This is a genomic window from Ochrobactrum sp. C6C9 (genome assembly GCF_022627935.1).
Lineage (GTDB): Bacteria > Pseudomonadota > Alphaproteobacteria > Rhizobiales > Rhizobiaceae > Brucella > Brucella teleogrylli.
Window position 1 is genome coordinate 13527 of record NZ_JABXGB010000021.1, and the last position, 19545, is coordinate 33071.

Consider the following 19545-nt stretch of genomic DNA (forward strand, 5'->3'; position numbering starts at 1 on the left):
TGTGACGCCAGCCAAACGAAAGGCTGGCGTCATTTTTTCGATTGAATGGATGCTCAATGAGCGCTCTGAAGAACATAAAGAAGACCTTGTGGCTAATGGTCGGCAGCATGATTTTTGCCTCCACGGTTCAGGCAGCAGAACAGGTGCGCGCTTCCTTCGACATGGAAGCCAACGGCATTTCCTATCGCATTTTCACCGCAGCGCCCGCTGAAGCCGCTCCCGAAGGCGGCTATCCCGTCATTTATATGGTCGACGGCAATCGCATGCTGCCGCTTGCCGCTGCTGAAATGGCGAAGAACGATGACCTCAAGGCCGTTCTGGTGGGTATTGGTTATCCGACCGACGATGCTGATGAAATCGTGCGGCTGCGCTATTTCGATCTGACGTCGGCGACCAGTGAACAGTTGACGCCCGATCCGGCCAACCAGCCAAAGACCGGCGGTCGCGATGCGTTCTTTGCTTTCATCGAAGTACGGGTGAAGCCCGAAATCGAAAAGCGGTTCTCCATCGACAAAAGCAGGCAGGCGCTGTTCGGCCATTCCCTGGGCGGGCTTTTCACGCTCTATGCGCTGTTCAATCACACGAATTCCTTCCAGACCTACAGCGCTGCCGACCCTTCGATCTGGTGGGATAATCATTCGATCCTGTCGGACAAGGATCGTTTCATCGCCTCGTTCAAATCGGCTCCCCACCCTTTGCGTCTGCTGATGGAAACCTCCGGCAAGCGCGGTTCCCGCCCCGGTCAATCGCCTGCGGATATCCAGCGCATGCGCAAGCTGCGCGGCGGGCCATCGGGCACGGATGTGTACAAGGAACTGGAACCGCTGCCGCAGCTGGAAACGGCTTTTCACCGTTTCGCCAACGAGGGGCATGGTTCGATGATCCCGCTGACAGTGGCGGACAGCCTGAACTTCATTCTGCTCGGCAGGAAGCCCGAACACACAGACAATTGAGCGTTTTTTGTCCGTCGGGCTTTGACCTGCGGAAAACTGGACTATAAAGCACAGGATTGACGAAAGGATTGTGCACCATGCTGAATTTCGGCCAACATGTCGCCCGCCTCTGTGGCGCAGCCGTCGTGGCGCTTTCTCTGGCCTCCGCCGCCAGCGCCGCAGACATCACCATCAAGCATGCGCAGGGTGAAACGGCAGTGCCTGCTTCGCCAGCCAAGGTAATCGTGCTCGATCTGGCGACGCTCGACAATCTCGACCGCCTCGGCGTCAAGGTTTCCGGCGTGCCAACGCTGGTCACTGCCCCGGACTTCCTCAAGAAGTACCAGTCCGACGATTATCCGAAAGTCGGCACGCTGTTCGAGCCGGATTATGAAGCCATCAATGCCGCCGAGCCGGATCTCATCATTGTTGGCGGTCGTTCGGCAGCCAAATATCCGGAACTTGCAAAGATCGCGCCCACCATTGATCTGACGGTCTCCTCGAAGGACCTCATCGGCGGCACAGAAGCCAATGTTGAAAAGCTTGGCCAGATTTTTGGCAAGCAAGCGGAAGCCAAGGCAGAAATCGAAAAGCTCAACGCCGATGTTGCCACGCTGAAGCAGAAAGCCGCAGACAAGGGCACGGGTCTTCTGATCCTCACCACCGGCGGCAAGATGAGCGCCTATGGCCCGGGTTCGCGCTTTGGCATGCTGCATGACGCCTATGGCGTGACGCCTGCCGCCAAAGACCTGACCACCAAGGGCAATCACGGCCAACCGATCAGCCAGGAATTCATTCTGAAGACCAATCCTGACTGGCTGTTCGTGATCGACCGCGACGCCGCCATCGGTCGCGAGGGCAATTCCGCCAAGCAGATTCTCGACAATGATCTCGTTCGCCAGACCACGGCGGCGAAGAAAGACCAGATCGTCTATCTGAAGTCGCAGAACTGGTATCTCGTCGGTGGCGGTCTCAATGGCCTGCACGGCACTATCGATCAATTGTTGGAAGTCTTCGACAAGGCAAAGTAAAAGTCAGGCACTTTCTGACCCAGTCACCCGGGCTGTCCGCCATGCCGGACAGCCCGATGCATGACAAGGCAAGAGAACAGGATAAAGCGTGAAGGGATTAGCTGCAGCTATAGTTGTTGTCGCCGTGCTGGCTGTCATCAGCCTGTTTATCGGGGTCGGCGACGTCTCACTGCATGCGCTTTTCTATTCCCGTGAAAGCGTGGATGGCAGCCCCGGCAGCGCGCTTGAACTGCTGCTTGTCAGCCGCATTCCGCGCACCATCGCCATTGTGCTGGCGGGCATGTCGATGGCCGTTGCCGGCATGATCATGCAGATGCTGACCCGCAACCGTTTCGTCGAGCCTTCGACGGCGGGAACGGTCGAATCCGCCAGTCTCGGCATTCTTCTGGTTATTCTCTTTGCGCCGGAAGCGCCCGTCTTCGTCAAGATGCTGGTTGCCTCCGTCACCGCAGTGGCGGGAACGGCGCTGTTTCTGCGTATCCTGCGCAGCATCCCGCTTCGCTCCGTGCTGGTTGTTCCTCTGGTCGGCATCATGCTCGGTGGCGTTGTCAGCGCCATCACGACTTTCATCGCCTACCGCTTCGATCTGTTGCAATCGCTGAATTCGTGGACGACCGGCGACTTTTCCGGCGTGCTGCGCGGACGCTACGAATTGCTGTGGATCGCCTTCGCGCTCACCGTCGTCGCCTATATCGCCGCCGACTGGTTTACCGTCGCAGGGCTGGGCGAGGATTTCACCACCAATCTCGGTCTCAATTATCGCCGTGTGGTGACACTCGGCCTCATCATCGTTTCGATGGTCAGCGCGTCGGTCGTCGTCACCGTCGGCATGATCCCGTTTCTCGGCCTGATCGTGCCCAATGTCGTCAGCATGTTCGTCGGCGACAATATGCGCCGCGCCTTGCCATGGATCGCCGTTCTCGGCGCGGGTTTGGTGCTCGCCTGCGATATTGCCGGGCGTCTGATCCGCTTTCCCTATGAAATCCCCATCGGCACGATGATGGGCGTCGTGGGCAGCGTCATCTTCCTTTACCTCCTGTTGCGGCGGGGTTCACGCCTTGCTTAAACGCCCCGCTACCCTCATTCCGCTTCTCGGCGCGATCGCGCTACTCGCCGCCATTGCCTTCATGACAATCGGTGCGAAGGGCAGCTGGTCGTTCATCCTGTCCTTCCGCGGCACCAAACTCGCCGCCATGGTGCTGGTGGCCTATTCAATCGCGGTATCGACCGTGCTGTTTCAAACCGTCACCAATAATCGCATCCTCACGCCCTCCATCATGGGCTTCGATGCGCTCTATATTCTGATCCAGACCGTTGTGGTGTTCTTCTTCGGCGCGGTGCAGGTCGACTGGATTGGACCGAACATGCGCTTTGTCACCGAAACGCTGGTGATGGTGCTGTTTGCAGGTTCACTCTATTACTGGCTGTTTTCGGGCGCGGCGCGCAGCCTGCATCTGGTGATGCTGGTCGGCATTATTTGCGGCGTGTTCTTCCGCAGCCTGTCCAATCTCATGCAGCGTATGCTCGATCCCGATCTCTTCGCGGTGTTGCAGGACCGGTTTTTTGCCAGCTTCAACACGATCAACGCCGATATTCTGACGCTCTCGGCGATCATCGTCGCCGCCGTATCGCTTTATGGCTGGCGGCTGATGCATGTCTTTGACGTACTGGCGCTTGGACGCGAGCCTGCCATCAATCTCGGTGTCGATCACCGCCGCGTGGTGCGGCTCATCCTGCTGATGGTAACGGTGCTTGTCGCGGTTTCGACCGCGCTTGTCGGACCGATCACCTTCTTCGGCCTTTTGGTCGCCAATCTCGCCTACATGCTGGCAGGCTCGGGGAAACATCGCGTCGTCCTGCCGATTGCCGTCCTGCTGGCCATCATCTGCATTGTCGGTGGCCAGACCATTCTCGAACGGGCCTTTGCCTTCAATACCGCGCTCAGCGTCATCATCGAATTCCTGGGCGGTCTCGTCTTCATTATCCTTCTTGTCAGGGGAAATGCACGTTGATCGAAATAAGCCAAGTCAGCAAATCCTATGGCGGCGCTCTTGTCGTCGATGACGTGTCCCTGCACCTGCCCGCGGGCGGCGTAACATCGATCATCGGCCCCAATGGCGCGGGCAAATCAACGCTGCTTTCCATGGTCAGCCGCCTTTTGCCGATGGACAAAGGCCGCGTGACCGTGGACGGTCTGGATGTCACCACCACCTCGGGCGATGTGCTGGCAAAGCGCCTCTCCATACTGAGGCAGGAAAACGCCATCAATTCACGACTGACCGTGCGGGATCTGGTGGCATTCGGGCGCTATCCCTATTCCAAGGGGCGACCTAACAGCGAAGACCGCAAGCATATCGAACAGGCGATCCAGTATCTTGGCCTTGAATGCTTGAGCGATCGCTTTCTCGATGAATTGTCCGGCGGACAGCGCCAGCGCGCCTTCGTGGCCATGGTGCTTTGTCAGGATACGGACTATGTGCTTCTTGATGAGCCATTGAACAATCTGGATATGAAGCATGCGGCATCGATGATGAAGTTGTTGCGCCGCGCTGCCGATGAGCTCGGCAAGACGGTCGTGCTGGTGTTGCACGACATCAACTTCGCCTCCTGCTATTCCGACCACATCGTCGCCATGCGCAACGGCAAGGTCGCGCATCAGGGCACGCCGGACGCGCTGGTCCATCCGGAAATCCTGAGCGCCATTTACGATATGGATATCTCGGTTGAAATTATCGGCGGGAAGCGGATCGGGGTCTACTACCTGTAAATAGACTATCTATTCGCTCGATTTCATGCAAAAGCATGCGCACCAACCATTGGCGATTATCGGTGGAGTGTCCATGCTGACGAAGAAGGGCAAATATGGTTTGAAAGCACTGGCGCATCTTGCCTTGCTTGAACCCGGCGAAAGCGCGTTCGTCGCCGAGATTGCTTCCAAGAACAATATCTCCAAGAAATTTCTCGACGCCATTCTTCTGGAACTGCGCAACGACGGCATATTGCGTTCCAAGAAGGGCCCCGGCGGCGGCTACAGCCTTTCCAAACCAGCAACCGAGGTTACGATTGGTCAGGTTGTCCGCGTTCTCGATGGCCCGCTCGCGCCGATCCGCTGCGCAAGCCGCATGGCCTATCAGCCATGCGAAGATTGCGAAGATCACCGCGCCTGTCAGGTGCGCCGTTCGATGCTGCTCGTGCGCGAAGCCATTGCTGGCGTTCTCGACACGATGACGCTGGAACAATTCGCGCGTAACGGTGGCCTCGAAGATGACAGCACCGCACCAGAATGGGCCAGGTTAAGCGCCTGACAACAGATCCAGCAGCCGGTAGCCGCCATTGTGATAGACAAGCGGCTCGCCGCCGCCCGCTACGATTTTCAAAACACGACCGATAATGATGGCATGGGTGTGCCGCTCGATGACGTCTTCCACGGCACAATCGACTGCGGCCAGTGCGCCCGTCAGCGCCAGCGCGCCGCTTTCCAGCGTGTACCATTCGGCGCCGGCATAGCGCGCAACACCCTTGATACCGTCCTTACCGGCAAACCGATCCGCAACCGTTTGTTGGGCCGCCGACAGCACATTGACGCAGAAATGATTGTGGCGGCTGATGGCGGGCCAGACCGACGAACCCCGATTGATGTTGACGATGATCGTTGGCGGATCGACCGAAAGCGCGGTCGCCGAGGTGACAGTCGCGCCAGTGCGCCCGTCGCCGAAGCCTGCGGTGACAACGCTGACGCCGCCAGCGAGCTGCCGCATTGCAGCCTTAAGCTCATCGGGTGAAACAGCGATATCCGCCGTATCTTCCACCAATCTCAACGCTTTATCGCCCATGCTTGTCACCATCGTTTATTGCCGTCATCGCCTCTCCGGTCGACCGGATCAAACGTAACGGAATGGTGTCACGCTACGCACTGGCGTTCAAAGGTGCTGACTGCCTTCTCATCGCAAATAGAGAAAGCATTTTCTATTTTCTATAAAACGAATGGAATTAATCCGCTCGCAGCGCCGTCAGCGCTGCGTTCTTTTTATGTGATGTTCGGCCAGATAGACGCGGTCGTCCTGCGTTGAAAACAACACGGAAAAGACAATGCCGATAGCAGCCCCGAGCAATGTGTCGAGAACCCGTTCCGACACCATATCGGCCCCATTCAGACCCGGCGCAGCGATATAGGTCATCAGCAGCGCCATCGGCGTCACGAGGATTTGCCCCAGCGCATAATTGGAACCGATAATCACTTCGGTTGCAAATTGCAGGAGCCCCAGTATCGCGATCAGCGTCCAAATGGACGGTGCTTGCGTCAGGATCATCCACGCGACGACCGCACCCAAAAGGGTGCCCACCATGCGCTGCAAGGCACGGTTCATATTGATATGCAGATGCGCGCCCTGCATTACGGCAACAGCGCCCATTGCCGCCCAGGCAGGGTGCGCGACGTCCATCGCATAGGCGGCAAACGCCGCTACACCCGCGCCAAAAGCGACGCGCACCGCAGCGATCAGCCGGTGACGAATTGGTCGCAACGCTTCCGAAGGGAAAGGCTTTTCTGGGCTTGCCTGATGGCGGAAATACTCCGTCAGCACACAGACCAGAAAGGCCAGTATCGCGACCAGCGCAGTGGCGGCGGTGCGTTCCGCCGTCTGATGTACCGTAACCGACTGGCTCATCGACGCCCCGGCGGCAAAAATGAAGATCAACGCTCCGGGAGGGCCGAATTTTCCGGTGGTGGTCACAAAACAGAACACGCCACACAGAACGGCGAGAAGCATAAGCTGTACAGCCAGCGGCGCACCCGCTGCGGCGACAAGCGACATGCTGAGCACGGCCAGCGTCTGGCAGATGGCGCACAGAAGCACAACGCGGTTGCGGCGTGCCTGTGGTGCGAAGCGCCCAAACAGGGCGACCAGAGCGCCAAGCGAAGCAAAGCCGATCAGATGCGACCAGGGCGAAAGATAGACCAGCGGCAAAGCGATGACCGCCGTGGCCGCTGACTGAAGGCCAGCGAGCGACGAATTGCGAATGGAAGGCTGCCGCGAAAGCGCGACGCTTTCCCGAAACTGTTGCGGCTTCAAAAGCTGGCGCGCGGCATCCAGCCTGCGGGCCGATGTCATCGTAGACGTTTCGGTACTCATTCTCCGGTTTCCTGTGAGCGTCTCAGCGGCTTGGCCGCGAGGCGCTGCTCGATAGAGTCAAAATGGTCAAGCATGGTGGCCAGATCCGCATCGGAAATGTCCGCCAGCATATCTTCCTCGCCTTTGGCCAGTTCGCGCCGGATTTCGGCCACGCGCTGCTCACCTTTGGGCGTAAGGAAGATCAACCGCGCGCGGTTGTCGTTTTCATCGACCCGGCGCTCGACCAGTTCCTGACGGGACAGAATATCCAGAAGCCGCACAAGGCTTGATCCGTCGATCCCGACCAGAGCGGCGAGTTCCTTCTGCGTCACGCCGCCGCCGGTGGTCTGAAGATGGATCAACGGAACCCAGGTGGCATCGGAAAGCCCCGCTTCAGCAAGGCGCGTATCAAGCGCGCGCCGCCAGCGTCGGGCAAGCAACGAGAAGCGAATCCCGAATTGGGACCGAGGAGAAGACGAACTGGATTGCATAGGGACAATAAAGCACGAATTAATTTGCTTTGCAATTCAAATTAATTCAGGTGAAACGAATTTCACTCCGGCAGGGTGCCCATAGCAAACAGATTTCCCGGATCGAAATTTCCGGATAGCGCTTTCAGAACGAGCTGCTTATCATCAAGCAATACTTCATCCGAAGGCGCGAAAAATCTGACCGACTGATTGCAATCCCAAAACATCCCCGCACGAAGGAAACAAAGACAGCAACCATGGCAGCGCTTGTGTCGTCGGAAAATGGAATGGGGCAGAAGGCGGCGCGCTTTCTTGGCCTGATACTGGTCGCCGTCCTCGGCTATAGTTTCTGGCTCAACGAAAGCTGGCTGACGCTCTGCGCCGGACTTGCAATCTTCCTGTTCGGGATGCAGTGCCTTGAAGACGGCTTGCGCAATCTGGCAGGCAGCGCACTGGAGCGCATGCTGGCGCGCGGCACCTCGACCTCGTGGAAAAGTCTGCTGGTCGGGCTGGTCGGCGCGACGGTGATGCAATCGAGCACGCTCGTTTCGCTGATGACCATCGCCTTCATCACCACCGGCCTGATTTCACTGGCCGCGGGCATATCCATCATCTTCGGCGCAAATCTTGGTTCCGCAACCGGCATATGGTTGCTGTCGCTGGCCGGGCAGAATTTCAGCCTGTCGTCGCTGGCGCTGCCGCTGATGGTGTTCGGCGTGTTGGCGAGTTTCTTCGGACCGAAGATCAAGGCTATCGGGCGCATTCTGCTCGGCATCGCCTTCATCTTTCTTGGCATTGACGGCATCAAGCAGGGCTTTTCCGTTGTCACCGAGAATTTCGATCTCGCGCAATACAGGATCGATGGCTGGCTTGGTCAGGTCATTTTCGCTGGCATCGGCCTTGTGTTGACCCTGCTGCTGCAATCAACCCATGCGACCCTGATGCTGACGCTGACAGCACTTGGTCTCGGGCAGGTCGATCTCTGGCAATCGGCGGCGATTGCCATCGGGGCCAATGTCGGCAGCAGTGTCACCACCGGCATTGCCGGTGCGCTCGGTGGCAACCGCAGCGGCCAAAGGCTGGCGCTGGCGCATGTGATTTTCAATGTCGTCACCGCGTGCATTTCACTTGTCCTGATGTGGGTGCTTGTTCGCCTTGCCGTGTGGCTGTCGGAGGCAATGGGCGTCGGCGACAACCAGCTCATCCAGCTTGCGATCTTCAACAGCGAATTCAACATTCTAGGCGTGTTGATCTTCTGGCCCGCACTGGTTCCCTTCACGCGGTTTCTCGAACGTATGCTGCCCGACAGGCCGGAACCGCGCGTTCTCATCCCGGCGGGCACACCGGACCTGCCGGACAATGCGCTGCGCGCCCGTTATCTCGACAAGACGGCGCTCAGCTCGCCGGAAACGGCGGCTCTGGCGCTGGTGCATGAATTGCAGCATCTCGGGCGCTTGAGCGTGGAGGTGATCTGCCACGCGCTTTATCTGCCGATCAGCGAGATCAACCGTGCCAAGCATGACGACGCCGTTATGCGCGCCGCGCCCGATGCCGATTATGTGGATGCCGACCTGCTCTACCGGCTCTACATCAAAGGCGTCTATGGTGACATATTGAGTTTCATCGGCAAGGTCGATCCGGGGAACGACAAGGACCAGCAGAATTTCTGGATGACCGCCCAGATCATCGCGCTGCAAATGGCGGAAATCGTCAAGGATGCCAAGCATCTCCAGAAGAATCTCGGCTTCTATCTCCGGCAGACCAATTCACCCGTGCGCGACGCCTATGTCGAGCTGCGCGAACATCTGGTCAATGTGCTGCATGAAGTGCGCGTTTTGAGCCGCGCCGACGCAGCAAGCGACAATTGGGATATCCACCAGCAGACTTTTACCGAGAAGGTCAAAGACTTCGAGCGGGATTTCGGCGCGAAGCTTTTCGAAGCGAACAGGCAGGAAAAAGTCAGCGGCTTGCAGCTGAGCTCGCTTCTCAACGATCTCGGCTATGCAAGGCGCATTGCAAACGGGCTGAATACGTTGCTGACCATCCGCAAGCGGTCGCTCAACGACCCGCTGCACAACCTCTCCGACCTGTTCGATGAGGATACGCCGCTGGTTCGGATATAGAGCATTTCCAGCAAAAGTGCGTAGCGGTTTTGCGTAGGATAATGCGTAAAAACAAATAGATAGAGCGGTTCCCCGATTCCATTTTAACCGGAACCGCTCTAACGAAACGCCGTTTATCAGGCGGCGCGAATATCCAGCCCGCCATTTTCGACGATGAAATCGATCACCGCCTGCACACCCTCGCCGCGATGCAGATCGGTAAAGCCGAACGGACGCTTGCCGCGCATGCGTGCCGCGTCACCTTCCATCACCTCCAGATCGACGCGGACATAGGGTGCAAGGTCGCTCTTGTTGATGACCAGAAAATCTGAACGCGTGATGCCCGGCCCACCCTTGCGCGGAATTTCCTCACCCTGACAGACGGAAATGACATAAAGCGTCAGATCGGCCAGATCGGGAGAGAAGGTCGCCGCCAGATTATCGCCGCCGGATTCGATGAACACGATATCCAGATCAGGGAAGCGCCGGTTCATTTCGGCGATAGCCTGCAGGTTGATCGACGCATCCTCACGAATTGCCGTATGAGGACAACCGCCGGTTTCCACGCCCATGATACGGTCCTCGGACAGCGCCTGGTGGCGCGCCAGAATATAGGCATCTTCCTGCGTGTAGATATCGTTGGTGATGACGGCGACCGAATATGTGTCGCGCAGCGCCTTGCAGAGCTTTTCGGTCAGCGTCGTCTTGCCGGAGCCAACCGGCCCACCGATACCAATTCTGAGCGGTCCGTTTTTCTGTGTCATGAGCGAAAAAGCCTCGAATGCTGTGTTTCGTGTTTCATGGCCATAATGTCGGCGATAAATGTCGCCGAGCCAAGGCCGTCCAGACCAGACTGTCCTGCGCGCATGGCGGTTTCCGCCAGCGTGGTTTCCAGCGCCGCCATGGTAGTGGTCACGCCGCTTTGTCCTGTTACCGACAGGCGGATAGATGCCTGCAACAGATTGATGCAGAAGGCTTGCAAGAAGGCTGCCAGCGTCGAGCCGAGCGGAACACCATGCGCGGCGGCCACGGCCCCGACGGCCACCGGATAGGCGCAATCGACCGGCAGTTGATCGAAGACTGGAGACGGCCAGCTGCGCGCCGCCGACAGGAAGGCACCGCCTTGCAGCGTGGTTTCCATATGCCGTTCCCGCGAACCGGCCAGCGCCTCCGCCAGATCGGCCACTTCCCGCAAATCCTCACCCGCCATCGCTCGCCGCCAGCTTTCAGCGCATAAGACCGCATCATTCCAGCCGGAACCGCGTGTGACGAGCCAGCGCAGCCAGTCCTTCAATGCGTCCGCATCGGTGACGAAGCCATCATGCACCGCCTGCTCCAGCCCGTGGCTATAGCTGAACGAGCCAACCGGAAACACCGGCGACAGCCACGCCATCAGCCGCAGGAGGGCGGTGTTGGGGTCAGTCGTGATGGTGGTGGTGATGGTCATGCTCGTGGCCGTGATCGTGACCATGTGCGTGGTCATGTCCGTGACTATGCCCGCCGTGGTCATGATGCGAATGGCCACCTGAATAAGCGCCGCGCAACGGGCTGAAAATCGCCACCACATCGGTCACGGTTGCGCCCAGACCTTCCAGCATCGCCTTGATCACATGGTCACGCAGAATGAAGATGCGGTCCGCCTCAATCTGCGCCGCCAGATGCCGGTTGCCGATATGCCATGCAAGCTCAGCGATATGCAACTGGTCGCGACCGTGGATTTCGTAAAGCTCTTCGCTGGCGGCGCGGATCTCGATCTCCCGCCCGTCGTCGAGAACAATCCGGTCGCCATGTTCCAGCACCACCGGCTCCGGAAAATCGGCAAGCACCTTCTCGCCGCTATCGAGCGTGATAGCCTTGCGGCGCAGATGGCGTTCGTCACGCTCCAGCACGGCATGCGCCGCCGGAACAGCGTCGATCACTTCATGCGCGCGGATGATGTTTGTTGCTCGAAACATGTTCCACCTCAAATCTCAGAACAGGAAATAACGCTGCGCCATCGGCACCACGTCAACCGGTTCGCATGTCAGAAGCTCGCCATCGGCGCGCACTTCATAGGTTTCCGGGTCGACTTCCATTTGCGGCATCGCATTGTTGAGGATCATCGACTGCTTGCCAATGCCGCCACGCGTATTGATGACCGCAGCCATCTGCTTGTCCACTCCAATTTTCTCACGCAGCCCACCGTCGATTGCCGCCTGCGAAACAAAAGTGATTGAGGTATTGGTGCGCGCCTTGCCAAAAGAACCGAACATCGGGCGATAATGCATCGGCTGCGGCGTGGGGATAGACCCATTGGGATCGCCCATCGGAGCCGTTGCGATCCAGCCGCCCAGCAGCACCATATCCGGCTTGACGCCGAAGAAAGCCGGGTTCCACAACACCAGATCGGCGCGCTTTCCAACTTCAATCGAGCCGATCTCATGCGACATGCCATGGGCGATGGCCGGATTGATGGTATACTTCGCCACATAGCGTCGGGCGCGGTAATTGTCATTGCCCGGTCTGTCATCGGGCAGACTGCCGCGCTGGCGCTTCATCTTGTCCGCCGTCTGCCAACAGCGGATGATCATTTCGCCGACGCGGCCCATGGCCTGACTGTCGGACGAGATAATCGAAAACGCGCCCATGTCGTGCAGAATATCTTCAGCCGCGATGGTCTCCTTGCGGATGCGGCTTTCGGCAAAGGCGATATCTTCGGGAATGGCGGGGGAGAGGTGATGACAGACCATCAGCATGTCGAGATGCTCGGCCACCGTATTGATCGTATAAGGCCGCGTCGGGTTGGTCGATGCGGGCAGAACATTGGGATATTGGCAGACGCGGATAATATCCGGCGCGTGGCCGCCGCCCGCACCTTCGGTGTGGAAGGAGTGGATGGTGCGTCCCTTGAAAGCATTCAGCGTGTCTTCCACAAAACCGCTTTCATTGAGCGTATCGGTGTGGATCGCCACCTGCACGTCGAAATGGTCGGCCACGGAAAGGCAATTGTCGATAGCCGCAGGCGTCGTGCCCCAATCTTCATGCAGCTTGAGGCCGCAAGCCCCTGCCAGCACCATTTCCTCCAGCGCGCCCGGCAATGAGGCATTGCCTTTGCCGAAGACGCCGAAATTCATCGCCATGCCGTCGAAGGACTCGATCAGCCGCGCAATGTGCCACGGTCCGGGCGTGCAGGTTGTCGCCAGCGTGCCGTGCGCGGGGCCGGTGCCGCCGCCCACCATACAGGTGATGCCGGCATTCAGCGCCTCATCCACCTGTTGCGGCGAGATGAAGTGAATATGCGAATCGATGCCGCCCGCCGTGACGATCTTGCCCTCGCCCGCAATGATTTCGGTGCCCGGGCCGATAATGATCGTGACACCCGGCTGCGTATCAGGATTGCCTGCCTTGCCAATGCCTGCAATGCGCCCGTCGCGCAACCCGATATCTGCCTTGTAGATGCCGGTGTGATCCAGAATGAGCGCATTGGTGATGACCGTGTCGACCGCCCCTTGCGCCCGCGGGAGCTGGCTCTGGCCCATCCCGTCACGGATAACCTTGCCGCCGCCGAACTTGACCTCCTCGCCATAGGTGGTGAGATCGTGTTCGACCTCGATGATAAGTTCCGTATCGGCAAGGCGAAGCTTGTCGCCAGTGGTGGGGCCAAACATCTGCGCATAGGTGGCGCGACTGATTTTAGCTGGCATGAAATTCTCCGTCGGCGCTCTTTGTTTTGACGCACATCTCGTCCGAAAACCGTTTCACACTTTTCGGGATGTGCTCTGGCTCTGAATTAAAGCTTACCCATGATTTTCTGGCGGAACCCATAGACCTCACGCTTGCCGCCAAGCGGAACCAGCGTCACGTCGCGTTCCTGTCCCGGCTCGAAACGCACGGCGGTTCCCGCCGCTATATCGAGCCTGCAACCGCGTGCCTTCTCGCGGTCGAATGCAAGTGCCGCATTCGCCTCGTAGAAATGATAATGGCTGCCAACCTGGATCGGTCGGTCGCCGGTATTGGCAACCTTGATCGTGATCGTGGGCTGCCCCGCATTGAGCTCAATTTCGCCATCAACTGTGAAGATTTCGCCGGGTATCATGGCGCACCTCAACCAGCGATCAGCATCAGTCCGCCAAGCGCGGTCGCGCCACCGGCAACCCGCAGGGCGAGGCGTCCGCTCGGGCCCGACACCAGACGCCCGATGCCAAGACCAAACGCTATACCCGCTGCGTGGAGCAGGGCCGTCGCCAGTGCAAAGCCTGCCGCATAACTGAAGAAGGTCGCAGCGCCGATTTCACCGCCATGCGCATGACCATGAAAGAAAGCGAAGAAACCGGCAATCACCGCGCCGACAAGCGGCGAGACCGGCAGCGCCAGTGCAACGAGAAAACCAAGCACGACCACCGAGGCCAGAATGACCGGCTCGACGAATGGCAGCGGCATACCGAGAAGCGCCGCCATGAAGCCCAGAAGCATGACGCCGACAAAAGCCGCAGGCACGATGAAAAGCGCGCGCCCGCCCAGCATCGCCGCCCAGAGACCGATGGCGACCATCGCCAGAATATGATCCGCACCGAAAAACGGATGCGAGAAACCGGCGGCAAACGAGCCGTGTTCGGCGGGATTGAGGTGGGCAAAGGCAGGGTTTGCAATGAGCGCAAACGCTGCTGCCGTCAGGACCGTCATCTTCTTCATCGTGCACCTTTTCAAAAATTAGATTTCAAAATCAGCGGATCGGCTCATGTACCGTGACAAGCTTGGTGCCATCGGGAAATGTCGCTTCGACCTGAATGTCGTGGATCATCTCGGCAACGCCCGCCATCACCTGTTCGCGGCTGATGACATGCGCGCCTGCTTCCATCAGATCGGCGACGGTGCGTCCGTCACGCGCGCCTTCAACAACAAAATCGCTGATCAAGGCGATGGCTTCCGGATGATTGAGCTTCACACCGCGTTCCAGACGGCGGCGGGCAACCATCGCCGCCATGGCAATCAACAGCTTGTCTTTTTCTCTGGGCGTCAAATTCATGACTTGTTTCGACCCTTCTCACCAAAAGCGACACGATGGCCGCGAATTCAAATTGACCAAACTTTGGGCAGCCCTGCCTTTCCATTAAGCAGCGCCAGCAAAGGAACAAGGCGCTTGCGCAAGGCATAACTGTCCGGCGCATAAAGCCGCGCCATGAGCTTCGAGGCGCCGCCGACCTGCCAGATGCTGGCGCCGCCCTCTTCGCCGATGATCGCGCGTGCGGCCCCCAGTTGCCGTTCGGCCTGATCCGAAACCAGCAACACCGTGGCAACGGCAAGCCCGCCATCGGCGACCGCTCTCGCCCGCAATTCAGCGGCAACATCAGGCCCAAGGCGGAACTCTTCCGCATGAACCAGACGCCCGCCAAGCCGCACCCGCCAGCGATCACTGAACGATGCCTGTTCGACCGCCTCACCCATGGCGAGTCGCCCAAAAACAGTCGCCTCCACCAGCAGCACGTCCGCGCCTTCCTCCATCTCCACATCCAGCCCCCGCGACAGCGCGGAACGGTTGAACAAGATGGTTTCCTGCGGGAGCCATGCAAGACGCGTGCCTTTTGCAGCCTTGATGCGTGTAGCGATGCGCGCATCGCCACCGCCGGAGCGATAAATTCGCTCGCAGGCCTGCGTTGTGATGACGGCGGAAGCACCTTCCTGCAATTCCACATCCCAGCGCAGCCGGTCGCCGCCGGTCAGTCCGCCGGAGGTGTTGATCAGGATCGCTTCCAGCGGATCACGCGCCACTTGCGGCATGCGGATTTTGGCCGCGCCTTCCTGATAAAGCCTGGAAATGCGGGTCCGCCCATCTTTGAAATGGACGGTCAGCCCGCCAACGCCATTGACGCGCTGCGAGGCGAGTTTTTCCAGATTGCCGGTATCGATGGACGTCAACACTGCTTGCACACCCCGCGGATCAAATCAGATTGCAGGCGAAAGGTACGGCAGGTCATGATCGGCGGAAAGCGGGGATGAAAAAAATTAGCATGGCCATGTGCGGCCCGATAAATCGCTATCCTGCAACAAAAGATTTCACACGTATAAATAAGCAATAAATTCGATATACAACTAGATATATATGCTTTTGTATTGACATACACACAACAGCGTCAAGAAAGCTTCAATAAACTGAGAAAAGCCTGTTACATTTGAGGCCTATTCCCCGCCCTCAGTTTTAGTCTGGCCAGCGGATTTCCGTGGCCGCTACGGAACGGGGAAAACATGCTTATCAACCGTCGTCACGCTTTGGGTCTCATGGGCGCTGCCGCTGGCACGTTCATCATGCCGGGGATCGTCCGCGCCAATCAGCGCCGCTCGGTCACCGTCGCGGTTCAGAAGATCACCAACAACAACACGCTCGATATCTGGAACGAACAGTCGAATGTCGGCGAGCGCGTGTTCTTCCCGAACCTGTGGGAAGGCCTGATCCTGCGCGACTGGATGGGCAATCAAGGTCCGGTTCCGGGCCTTGCCACGGAATGGAAGCGTCTGGACGACAAGACCATCGAACTGAAGCTGCGTCAGGGCGTGAAATTTCACAATGGCGATGAGCTGACCGCCGAAGACGTGGTCTTCTCCTTCTCCGACGAGCGCCTTTTTGCAGGCACCGAGCCTGCTGGCGGCAAGACGCTTTACGAAGCCAATTTCAAACCGCAGACGGCCAAGGAATTGCCCGCCGCCATTCCGGGCATTTCGCGCCGTCTCTGGCCTGCGCTGCGCGGTGTCGAAGCTGTCGACAAATATACCGTCCGTTTCCACAATGCGACGCCGGATGTGACGCTGGAAGGCCGTCTCTATGCCTTCGGCTCGCAGATCGCGAACAAGCGCGCCTGGGATGAATCCAAGTCTTATGCCGAATGGGCACGCAAGCCGGTCACGACCGGACCTTACAAGGTTGCCGATTATAAGCCGGATGTGGAACTCGTTCTTGAAGCCCATGACGAATATTGGGGCGGACAGCCGCCGCTGCAGCAGATCCGCTTTGTCGAAGTGCCGGAAGTTGCAAGCCGCGTGAACGGCCTTATCTCCGGCCAGTATGATTTTGCCTGCGACCTGCCGCCAGACCAGATCAGCACTGTTACTGCCAATCCGGGCCTCGAAATCCAGAGCTCGACCATCTGGAACCACCGCATCACGGTTTTCAACACGCAGAACGAAATCCTGCGCAATCCGCTCGTGCGCCGCGCCATGACCCATTCGATCGATCGTCAGGCGATTGTGGATGCGCTGTGGGCCGGACAGACGGTCGTACCGGCTGGCATGCAGTTTGAGAGCTTCCGCACCTCCGATATGTTCATCGACGACTGGCAGCCGCCGAAATTCGACCCGGAACTGGCACGCGATCTGCTCAAGCAGGCCAATTACAAGGGCGACCCCATCCCCTACCGTCTGCTGAACAACTACTACACCAACCAGACGCCAACGGCGCAAGTTCTGGTGGAAATGTGGAAGCAGGTGGGCCTCAATGTCGAAATCGAGATGAAGGAAAACTGGGCGCAGGTTCACGACCCGGAAGGCGTCAAGGGCGTCCGCGACTGGTCGGCATCCAACAACATCAACGATCCGATCACCCCGTTGGTGGTCCAGTTCGGCCCGAATGGCGAAGCGCAGCAGAAGAAGGACTGGTCGAACGACGAGGTCAACAAGCTGTCGGTCATCATGGAAACATCCACCGACCGCGACCAGCGCAAGAAGGCCATCAAGCGCATGCTGGAAATCTGCGAGCGGGAAGACCCGGCCTACAATGTTCTGCATCAGAATGCCGTCTTCACCGGCATGAAGAAGGAACTGAACTGGAAAGCCGCACCGGCATTCGCGATGGATTTCCGTTCCACCAACTGGAACGTTTGATCCACTGACCAAGGCTGGCATTTCACTATGCCAGCCTTCTTACTCTCAATGAAAAGGTGCCGCCCGTGGCGTTCGTCTCCATCCGGGACTTGAAGGTCTCTTTCAGCGGCGTGCAGGTTCTGCACGGGATCGATCTCGATGTAGACCGTGGCGAGACGCTCGGCCTCGTCGGAGAATCCGGCTGCGGAAAATCCGTAACCTGGCTTGCCGCGCTTGGGCTTCTCCCCGGCAAGGCTTCTGTGTCAGGTTCGGTTAACGTCGACGGTCAGGAACTGGTCGGCTCCGCCCGCTCCGTCAAGGAAAGCGTTCGCGGCGGGCGCATCGCCATGATCTTTCAGGACCCGAGTTCGTCGCTCAATCCCGTCAAGAAAGTCGGCCATCAGATCATTGAATCGCTGGCGCTGCATCGCGGACTGAAAGACACGGCAGCGCGCAGCGAAGCCATCCAGCTGATGGAACGCGTCGGCATTCCCGATGCGGCGCGTCGTTTCAATCTCTATCCACACGAGTTTTCCGGCGGGCAGTGCCAGCGGCTGATGATAGCCATCGCGCTGGCCGGTCAGCCCGATGTGCTGATAGCCGATGAACCGACCACCGCGCTCGATGTGACCATCCAGGCGCAGATCCTTGATCTTCTGGATCAGATTCGCCGCGAAACCGGCATGGCGGTGGTTTTCATCAGCCATGATCTCGGCGCGGTCAGCCAGATTTGCGAACGCCTCTGCGTCATGTATGCCGGGCGCATCGTTGAAAGCGGCCCGACCGTCGACTTGTTCGACAGGCCGCAGCATCCCTATACGCGCGGCTTGTTCGAAGCCATCCCGCGCCTCGACGGCGGACGTGAGCGCCTGCGCGCCATTCCCGGCACTGTACCCGACCCGCGCAATCTGCCGATAGGCTGCGCCTTCGCGCCCCGCTGTTCGCAAACCAGCGAAGCATGCACGAGCGCAATTCCCGATTTGCAGATGCGCAACGGCCAGAAGGTGGCCTGTTTCCACCCCCATAGCGAAAGCGCGGCATCGCATCTCTATCACAGCCGTACTATCCCGACAGAAGGCGCTCTGGCATGAGTTTCCTGCTCGAAGCAAACAATCTGGTTCGGGTTTACCGAAGCGACGGCCTCTTCAAGAAGGCCGATCCGGTCAAGGCGGTGGATGGTGTCAGCCTGCGTGTCCGGCCCGGAGAGACCCTTGGCATTGTCGGTGAATCCGGCTGCGGCAAGTCCACGCTTGGACGCATGCTGCTCGGCATAGACGACGCCACCGAAGGTCAGGTTCTGTTCGACAGCAAGCCATTGCCACGCCGCCACACAGCCGACTGGCGCAAACTGCGGGCACAAATGCAGCTTGTTTTTCAGGACCCGCTGGCGGCACTAGATCGCCGCCTGCCGATCGCGACACAGATCGGCGAACCGCTGCAAATTCACGGGATCGCCTCCGGCGCGGAACTCAAAGAACGTGTCGGCGAGCTGATGCAATCCGTTGGACTGCGCCGCGATCAGGGTGAACGCTATCCGCACGAACTGTCTGGCGGCCAGCGCCAGCGCGTCATCATCGCCCGCGCCCTTGCGACCAGCCCAAGGCTGCTTGTCTGCGACGAGCCGGTTTCCGCGCTTGATGTTTCTATTCAGGCGCAGGTGGTCAATCTCCTGCGCGACCTGCAGGAAAAACACGGCATCGCCATGGTGTTCATCAGCCACGACCTGAAAGTCGTGCGCAACATCTGCGACCGCGTCGCCGTCATGTATCTCGGCAAGATCGTTGAAGAGGCCAGCTCCGGCGTGATTTTCGAAACACCCCAGCACCCCTATACCAAGGCGCTGGTGTCTTCGGTTCCCATTCCGGGCAAGAAATTCAACCAGCGCATGATCCTCAAAGGTGAACCGCCAAACCCCGCAAACCGCCCGAGCGGCTGCGTGTTTCATCCCCGGTGTCCGGTGGCGGGCTTTCAATGCCCGACAACGATGCCCGATCTGGAATCGACCGGCTTTGACCGGCGCACGGCTTGTCACTTCGTTGAGCCGGCAAAAAGTGCTGCGTGAGGCACCC

Annotated in this window: 21 protein-coding genes; 10 read left to right on the forward strand and 11 right to left on the reverse strand. The window is 58.8% G+C overall.

All coding sequences use genetic code 11. The features are described from left to right. Positions 1 to 56: 56 nt before the first annotated feature. From HWD97_RS16570 to HWD97_RS16595, 6 genes are all read left to right on the forward strand, one after another. Positions 57 to 953, forward strand: a complete 897-nt coding sequence (locus HWD97_RS16570; RefSeq protein ID WP_121539458.1) for an alpha/beta hydrolase — start codon at positions 57 to 59, stop codon at positions 951 to 953. 77 nt (positions 954 to 1030) lie between these two features. Further along, positions 1031 to 1963, forward strand: a complete 933-nt coding sequence (locus HWD97_RS16575; protein WP_121539463.1) for a siderophore ABC transporter substrate-binding protein — start codon at positions 1031 to 1033, stop codon at positions 1961 to 1963. A gap of 88 nt (positions 1964 to 2051) precedes the next feature. Continuing rightward, the gene (locus tag HWD97_RS16580) at positions 2052 to 3029 is read left to right on the forward strand and encodes an ABC transporter permease (RefSeq protein ID WP_121539457.1); all 978 of its coding nucleotides are present in this window, start codon (positions 2052 to 2054) and stop codon (positions 3027 to 3029) included. Then, positions 3022 to 3975 carry an iron chelate uptake ABC transporter family permease subunit gene (locus HWD97_RS16585; protein WP_121539456.1) on the forward strand — a complete coding sequence of 318 codons (954 nt, stop codon included), beginning with the start codon at positions 3022 to 3024 and terminating at the stop codon, positions 3973 to 3975. The genes HWD97_RS16580 and HWD97_RS16585 overlap by 8 nt, the downstream gene beginning before the upstream one ends. Next, on the forward strand, positions 3972 to 4730 hold the full coding sequence (locus HWD97_RS16590; protein ID WP_140024736.1) for an ABC transporter ATP-binding protein: 759 nt from the start codon (positions 3972 to 3974) through the stop codon (positions 4728 to 4730). Before HWD97_RS16585 ends, HWD97_RS16590 begins: the two co-directional genes overlap by 4 nt. A gap of 73 nt (positions 4731 to 4803) precedes the next feature. Continuing rightward, positions 4804 to 5268, forward strand: a complete 465-nt coding sequence (locus HWD97_RS16595) for an Rrf2 family transcriptional regulator (protein ID WP_109367947.1) — start codon at positions 4804 to 4806, stop codon at positions 5266 to 5268. On the opposite strand, the gene HWD97_RS16600 is transcribed toward HWD97_RS16595, so the two are convergent. The 3 genes from HWD97_RS16600 to HWD97_RS16610 all read right to left on the reverse strand — a co-directional run bounded on the left by HWD97_RS16600 (position 5257) and on the right by HWD97_RS16610 (position 7514). Next, positions 5257 to 5796 carry a flavin reductase family protein gene (locus HWD97_RS16600; protein WP_235859050.1) on the reverse strand — a complete coding sequence of 180 codons (540 nt, stop codon included), beginning with the start codon at positions 5794 to 5796 and terminating at the stop codon, positions 5257 to 5259. The two genes, HWD97_RS16595 and HWD97_RS16600, sit on opposite strands and share 12 nt — an antisense overlap. Positions 5797 to 5973: 177 nt before the next feature. After that, positions 5974 to 7095 carry an FUSC family protein gene (locus tag HWD97_RS16605; protein WP_109366977.1) on the reverse strand — a complete coding sequence of 374 codons (1122 nt, stop codon included), beginning with the start codon at positions 7093 to 7095 and terminating at the stop codon, positions 5974 to 5976. Further along, the gene (locus tag HWD97_RS16610; protein ID WP_235859049.1) at positions 7092 to 7514 is read right to left on the reverse strand and encodes a MarR family winged helix-turn-helix transcriptional regulator; all 423 of its coding nucleotides are present in this window, start codon (positions 7512 to 7514) and stop codon (positions 7092 to 7094) included. Before HWD97_RS16610 ends, HWD97_RS16605 begins: the two co-directional genes overlap by 4 nt. Before the next feature lie 287 nt (positions 7515 to 7801). Here HWD97_RS16610 and HWD97_RS16615 point away from each other — a divergent pair, with 287 nt between their 5' ends. Continuing rightward, entirely contained in the window at positions 7802 to 9667 is a 1866-nt protein-coding gene (locus tag HWD97_RS16615) for a Na/Pi cotransporter family protein (protein ID WP_209446018.1), read from the forward strand. Positions 9668 to 9783: 116 nt separating this feature from the next. On the opposite strand, the gene ureG is transcribed toward HWD97_RS16615, so the two are convergent. From ureG to HWD97_RS16655, 8 genes are all read right to left on the reverse strand, one after another. Further along, positions 9784 to 10410 carry an urease accessory protein UreG gene (gene ureG, locus HWD97_RS16620; protein WP_109366974.1) on the reverse strand — a complete coding sequence of 209 codons (627 nt, stop codon included), beginning with the start codon at positions 10408 to 10410 and terminating at the stop codon, positions 9784 to 9786. Further along, the gene (locus tag HWD97_RS16625; protein ID WP_109367946.1) at positions 10407 to 11093 is read right to left on the reverse strand and encodes an urease accessory protein UreF; all 687 of its coding nucleotides are present in this window, start codon (positions 11091 to 11093) and stop codon (positions 10407 to 10409) included. The genes ureG and HWD97_RS16625 overlap by 4 nt, the downstream gene beginning before the upstream one ends. Then, complete coding sequence (ureE, locus tag HWD97_RS16630) at positions 11065 to 11601, reverse strand: urease accessory protein UreE (protein ID WP_109366973.1); 537 nt, start codon at positions 11599 to 11601, stop codon at positions 11065 to 11067. The genes HWD97_RS16625 and ureE overlap by 29 nt, the downstream gene beginning before the upstream one ends. A 15-nt stretch (positions 11602 to 11616) precedes the next feature. Further along, positions 11617 to 13329, reverse strand: coding sequence for an urease subunit alpha (gene ureC / locus HWD97_RS16635; protein WP_109366972.1), 1713 nt, complete (start codon positions 13327 to 13329; stop codon positions 11617 to 11619). 86 nt (positions 13330 to 13415) lie between these two features. Then, positions 13416 to 13721, reverse strand: coding sequence for an urease subunit beta (locus HWD97_RS16640; protein ID WP_109366971.1), 306 nt, complete (start codon positions 13719 to 13721; stop codon positions 13416 to 13418). An 8-nt stretch (positions 13722 to 13729) separates the two neighbouring features. Further along, positions 13730 to 14317, reverse strand: a complete 588-nt coding sequence (locus HWD97_RS16645; protein ID WP_121539453.1) for a HupE/UreJ family protein — start codon at positions 14315 to 14317, stop codon at positions 13730 to 13732. Between the two features lie 31 nt (positions 14318 to 14348). Next, positions 14349 to 14651 carry an urease subunit gamma gene (locus HWD97_RS16650; RefSeq protein WP_109366969.1) on the reverse strand — a complete coding sequence of 101 codons (303 nt, stop codon included), beginning with the start codon at positions 14649 to 14651 and terminating at the stop codon, positions 14349 to 14351. A gap of 47 nt (positions 14652 to 14698) precedes the next feature. Then, entirely contained in the window at positions 14699 to 15541 is an 843-nt protein-coding gene (locus HWD97_RS16655; RefSeq protein WP_121539452.1) for an urease accessory protein UreD, read from the reverse strand. Positions 15542 to 15868: 327 nt separating this feature from the next. On the opposite strand from HWD97_RS16655, the gene HWD97_RS16660 reads away from it, so the two are divergent. The 3 genes from HWD97_RS16660 to HWD97_RS16670 all read left to right on the forward strand — a co-directional run bounded on the left by HWD97_RS16660 (position 15869) and on the right by HWD97_RS16670 (position 19538). Beyond that, a complete protein-coding gene (locus HWD97_RS16660; protein WP_121539451.1) occupies positions 15869 to 17497 on the forward strand; it encodes an ABC transporter substrate-binding protein in 1629 nt (542 codons plus the stop codon). 65 nt (positions 17498 to 17562) lie between these two features. Then, positions 17563 to 18567: an ABC transporter ATP-binding protein gene (locus HWD97_RS16665; RefSeq protein WP_121539450.1), complete on the forward strand. Its 1005-nt coding sequence runs from the start codon at positions 17563 to 17565 to the stop codon at positions 18565 to 18567. Beyond that, the gene (locus tag HWD97_RS16670) at positions 18564 to 19538 is read left to right on the forward strand and encodes an ABC transporter ATP-binding protein (protein ID WP_121539449.1); all 975 of its coding nucleotides are present in this window, start codon (positions 18564 to 18566) and stop codon (positions 19536 to 19538) included. Before HWD97_RS16665 ends, HWD97_RS16670 begins: the two co-directional genes overlap by 4 nt. Positions 19539 to 19545: the final 7 nt, after the last annotated feature.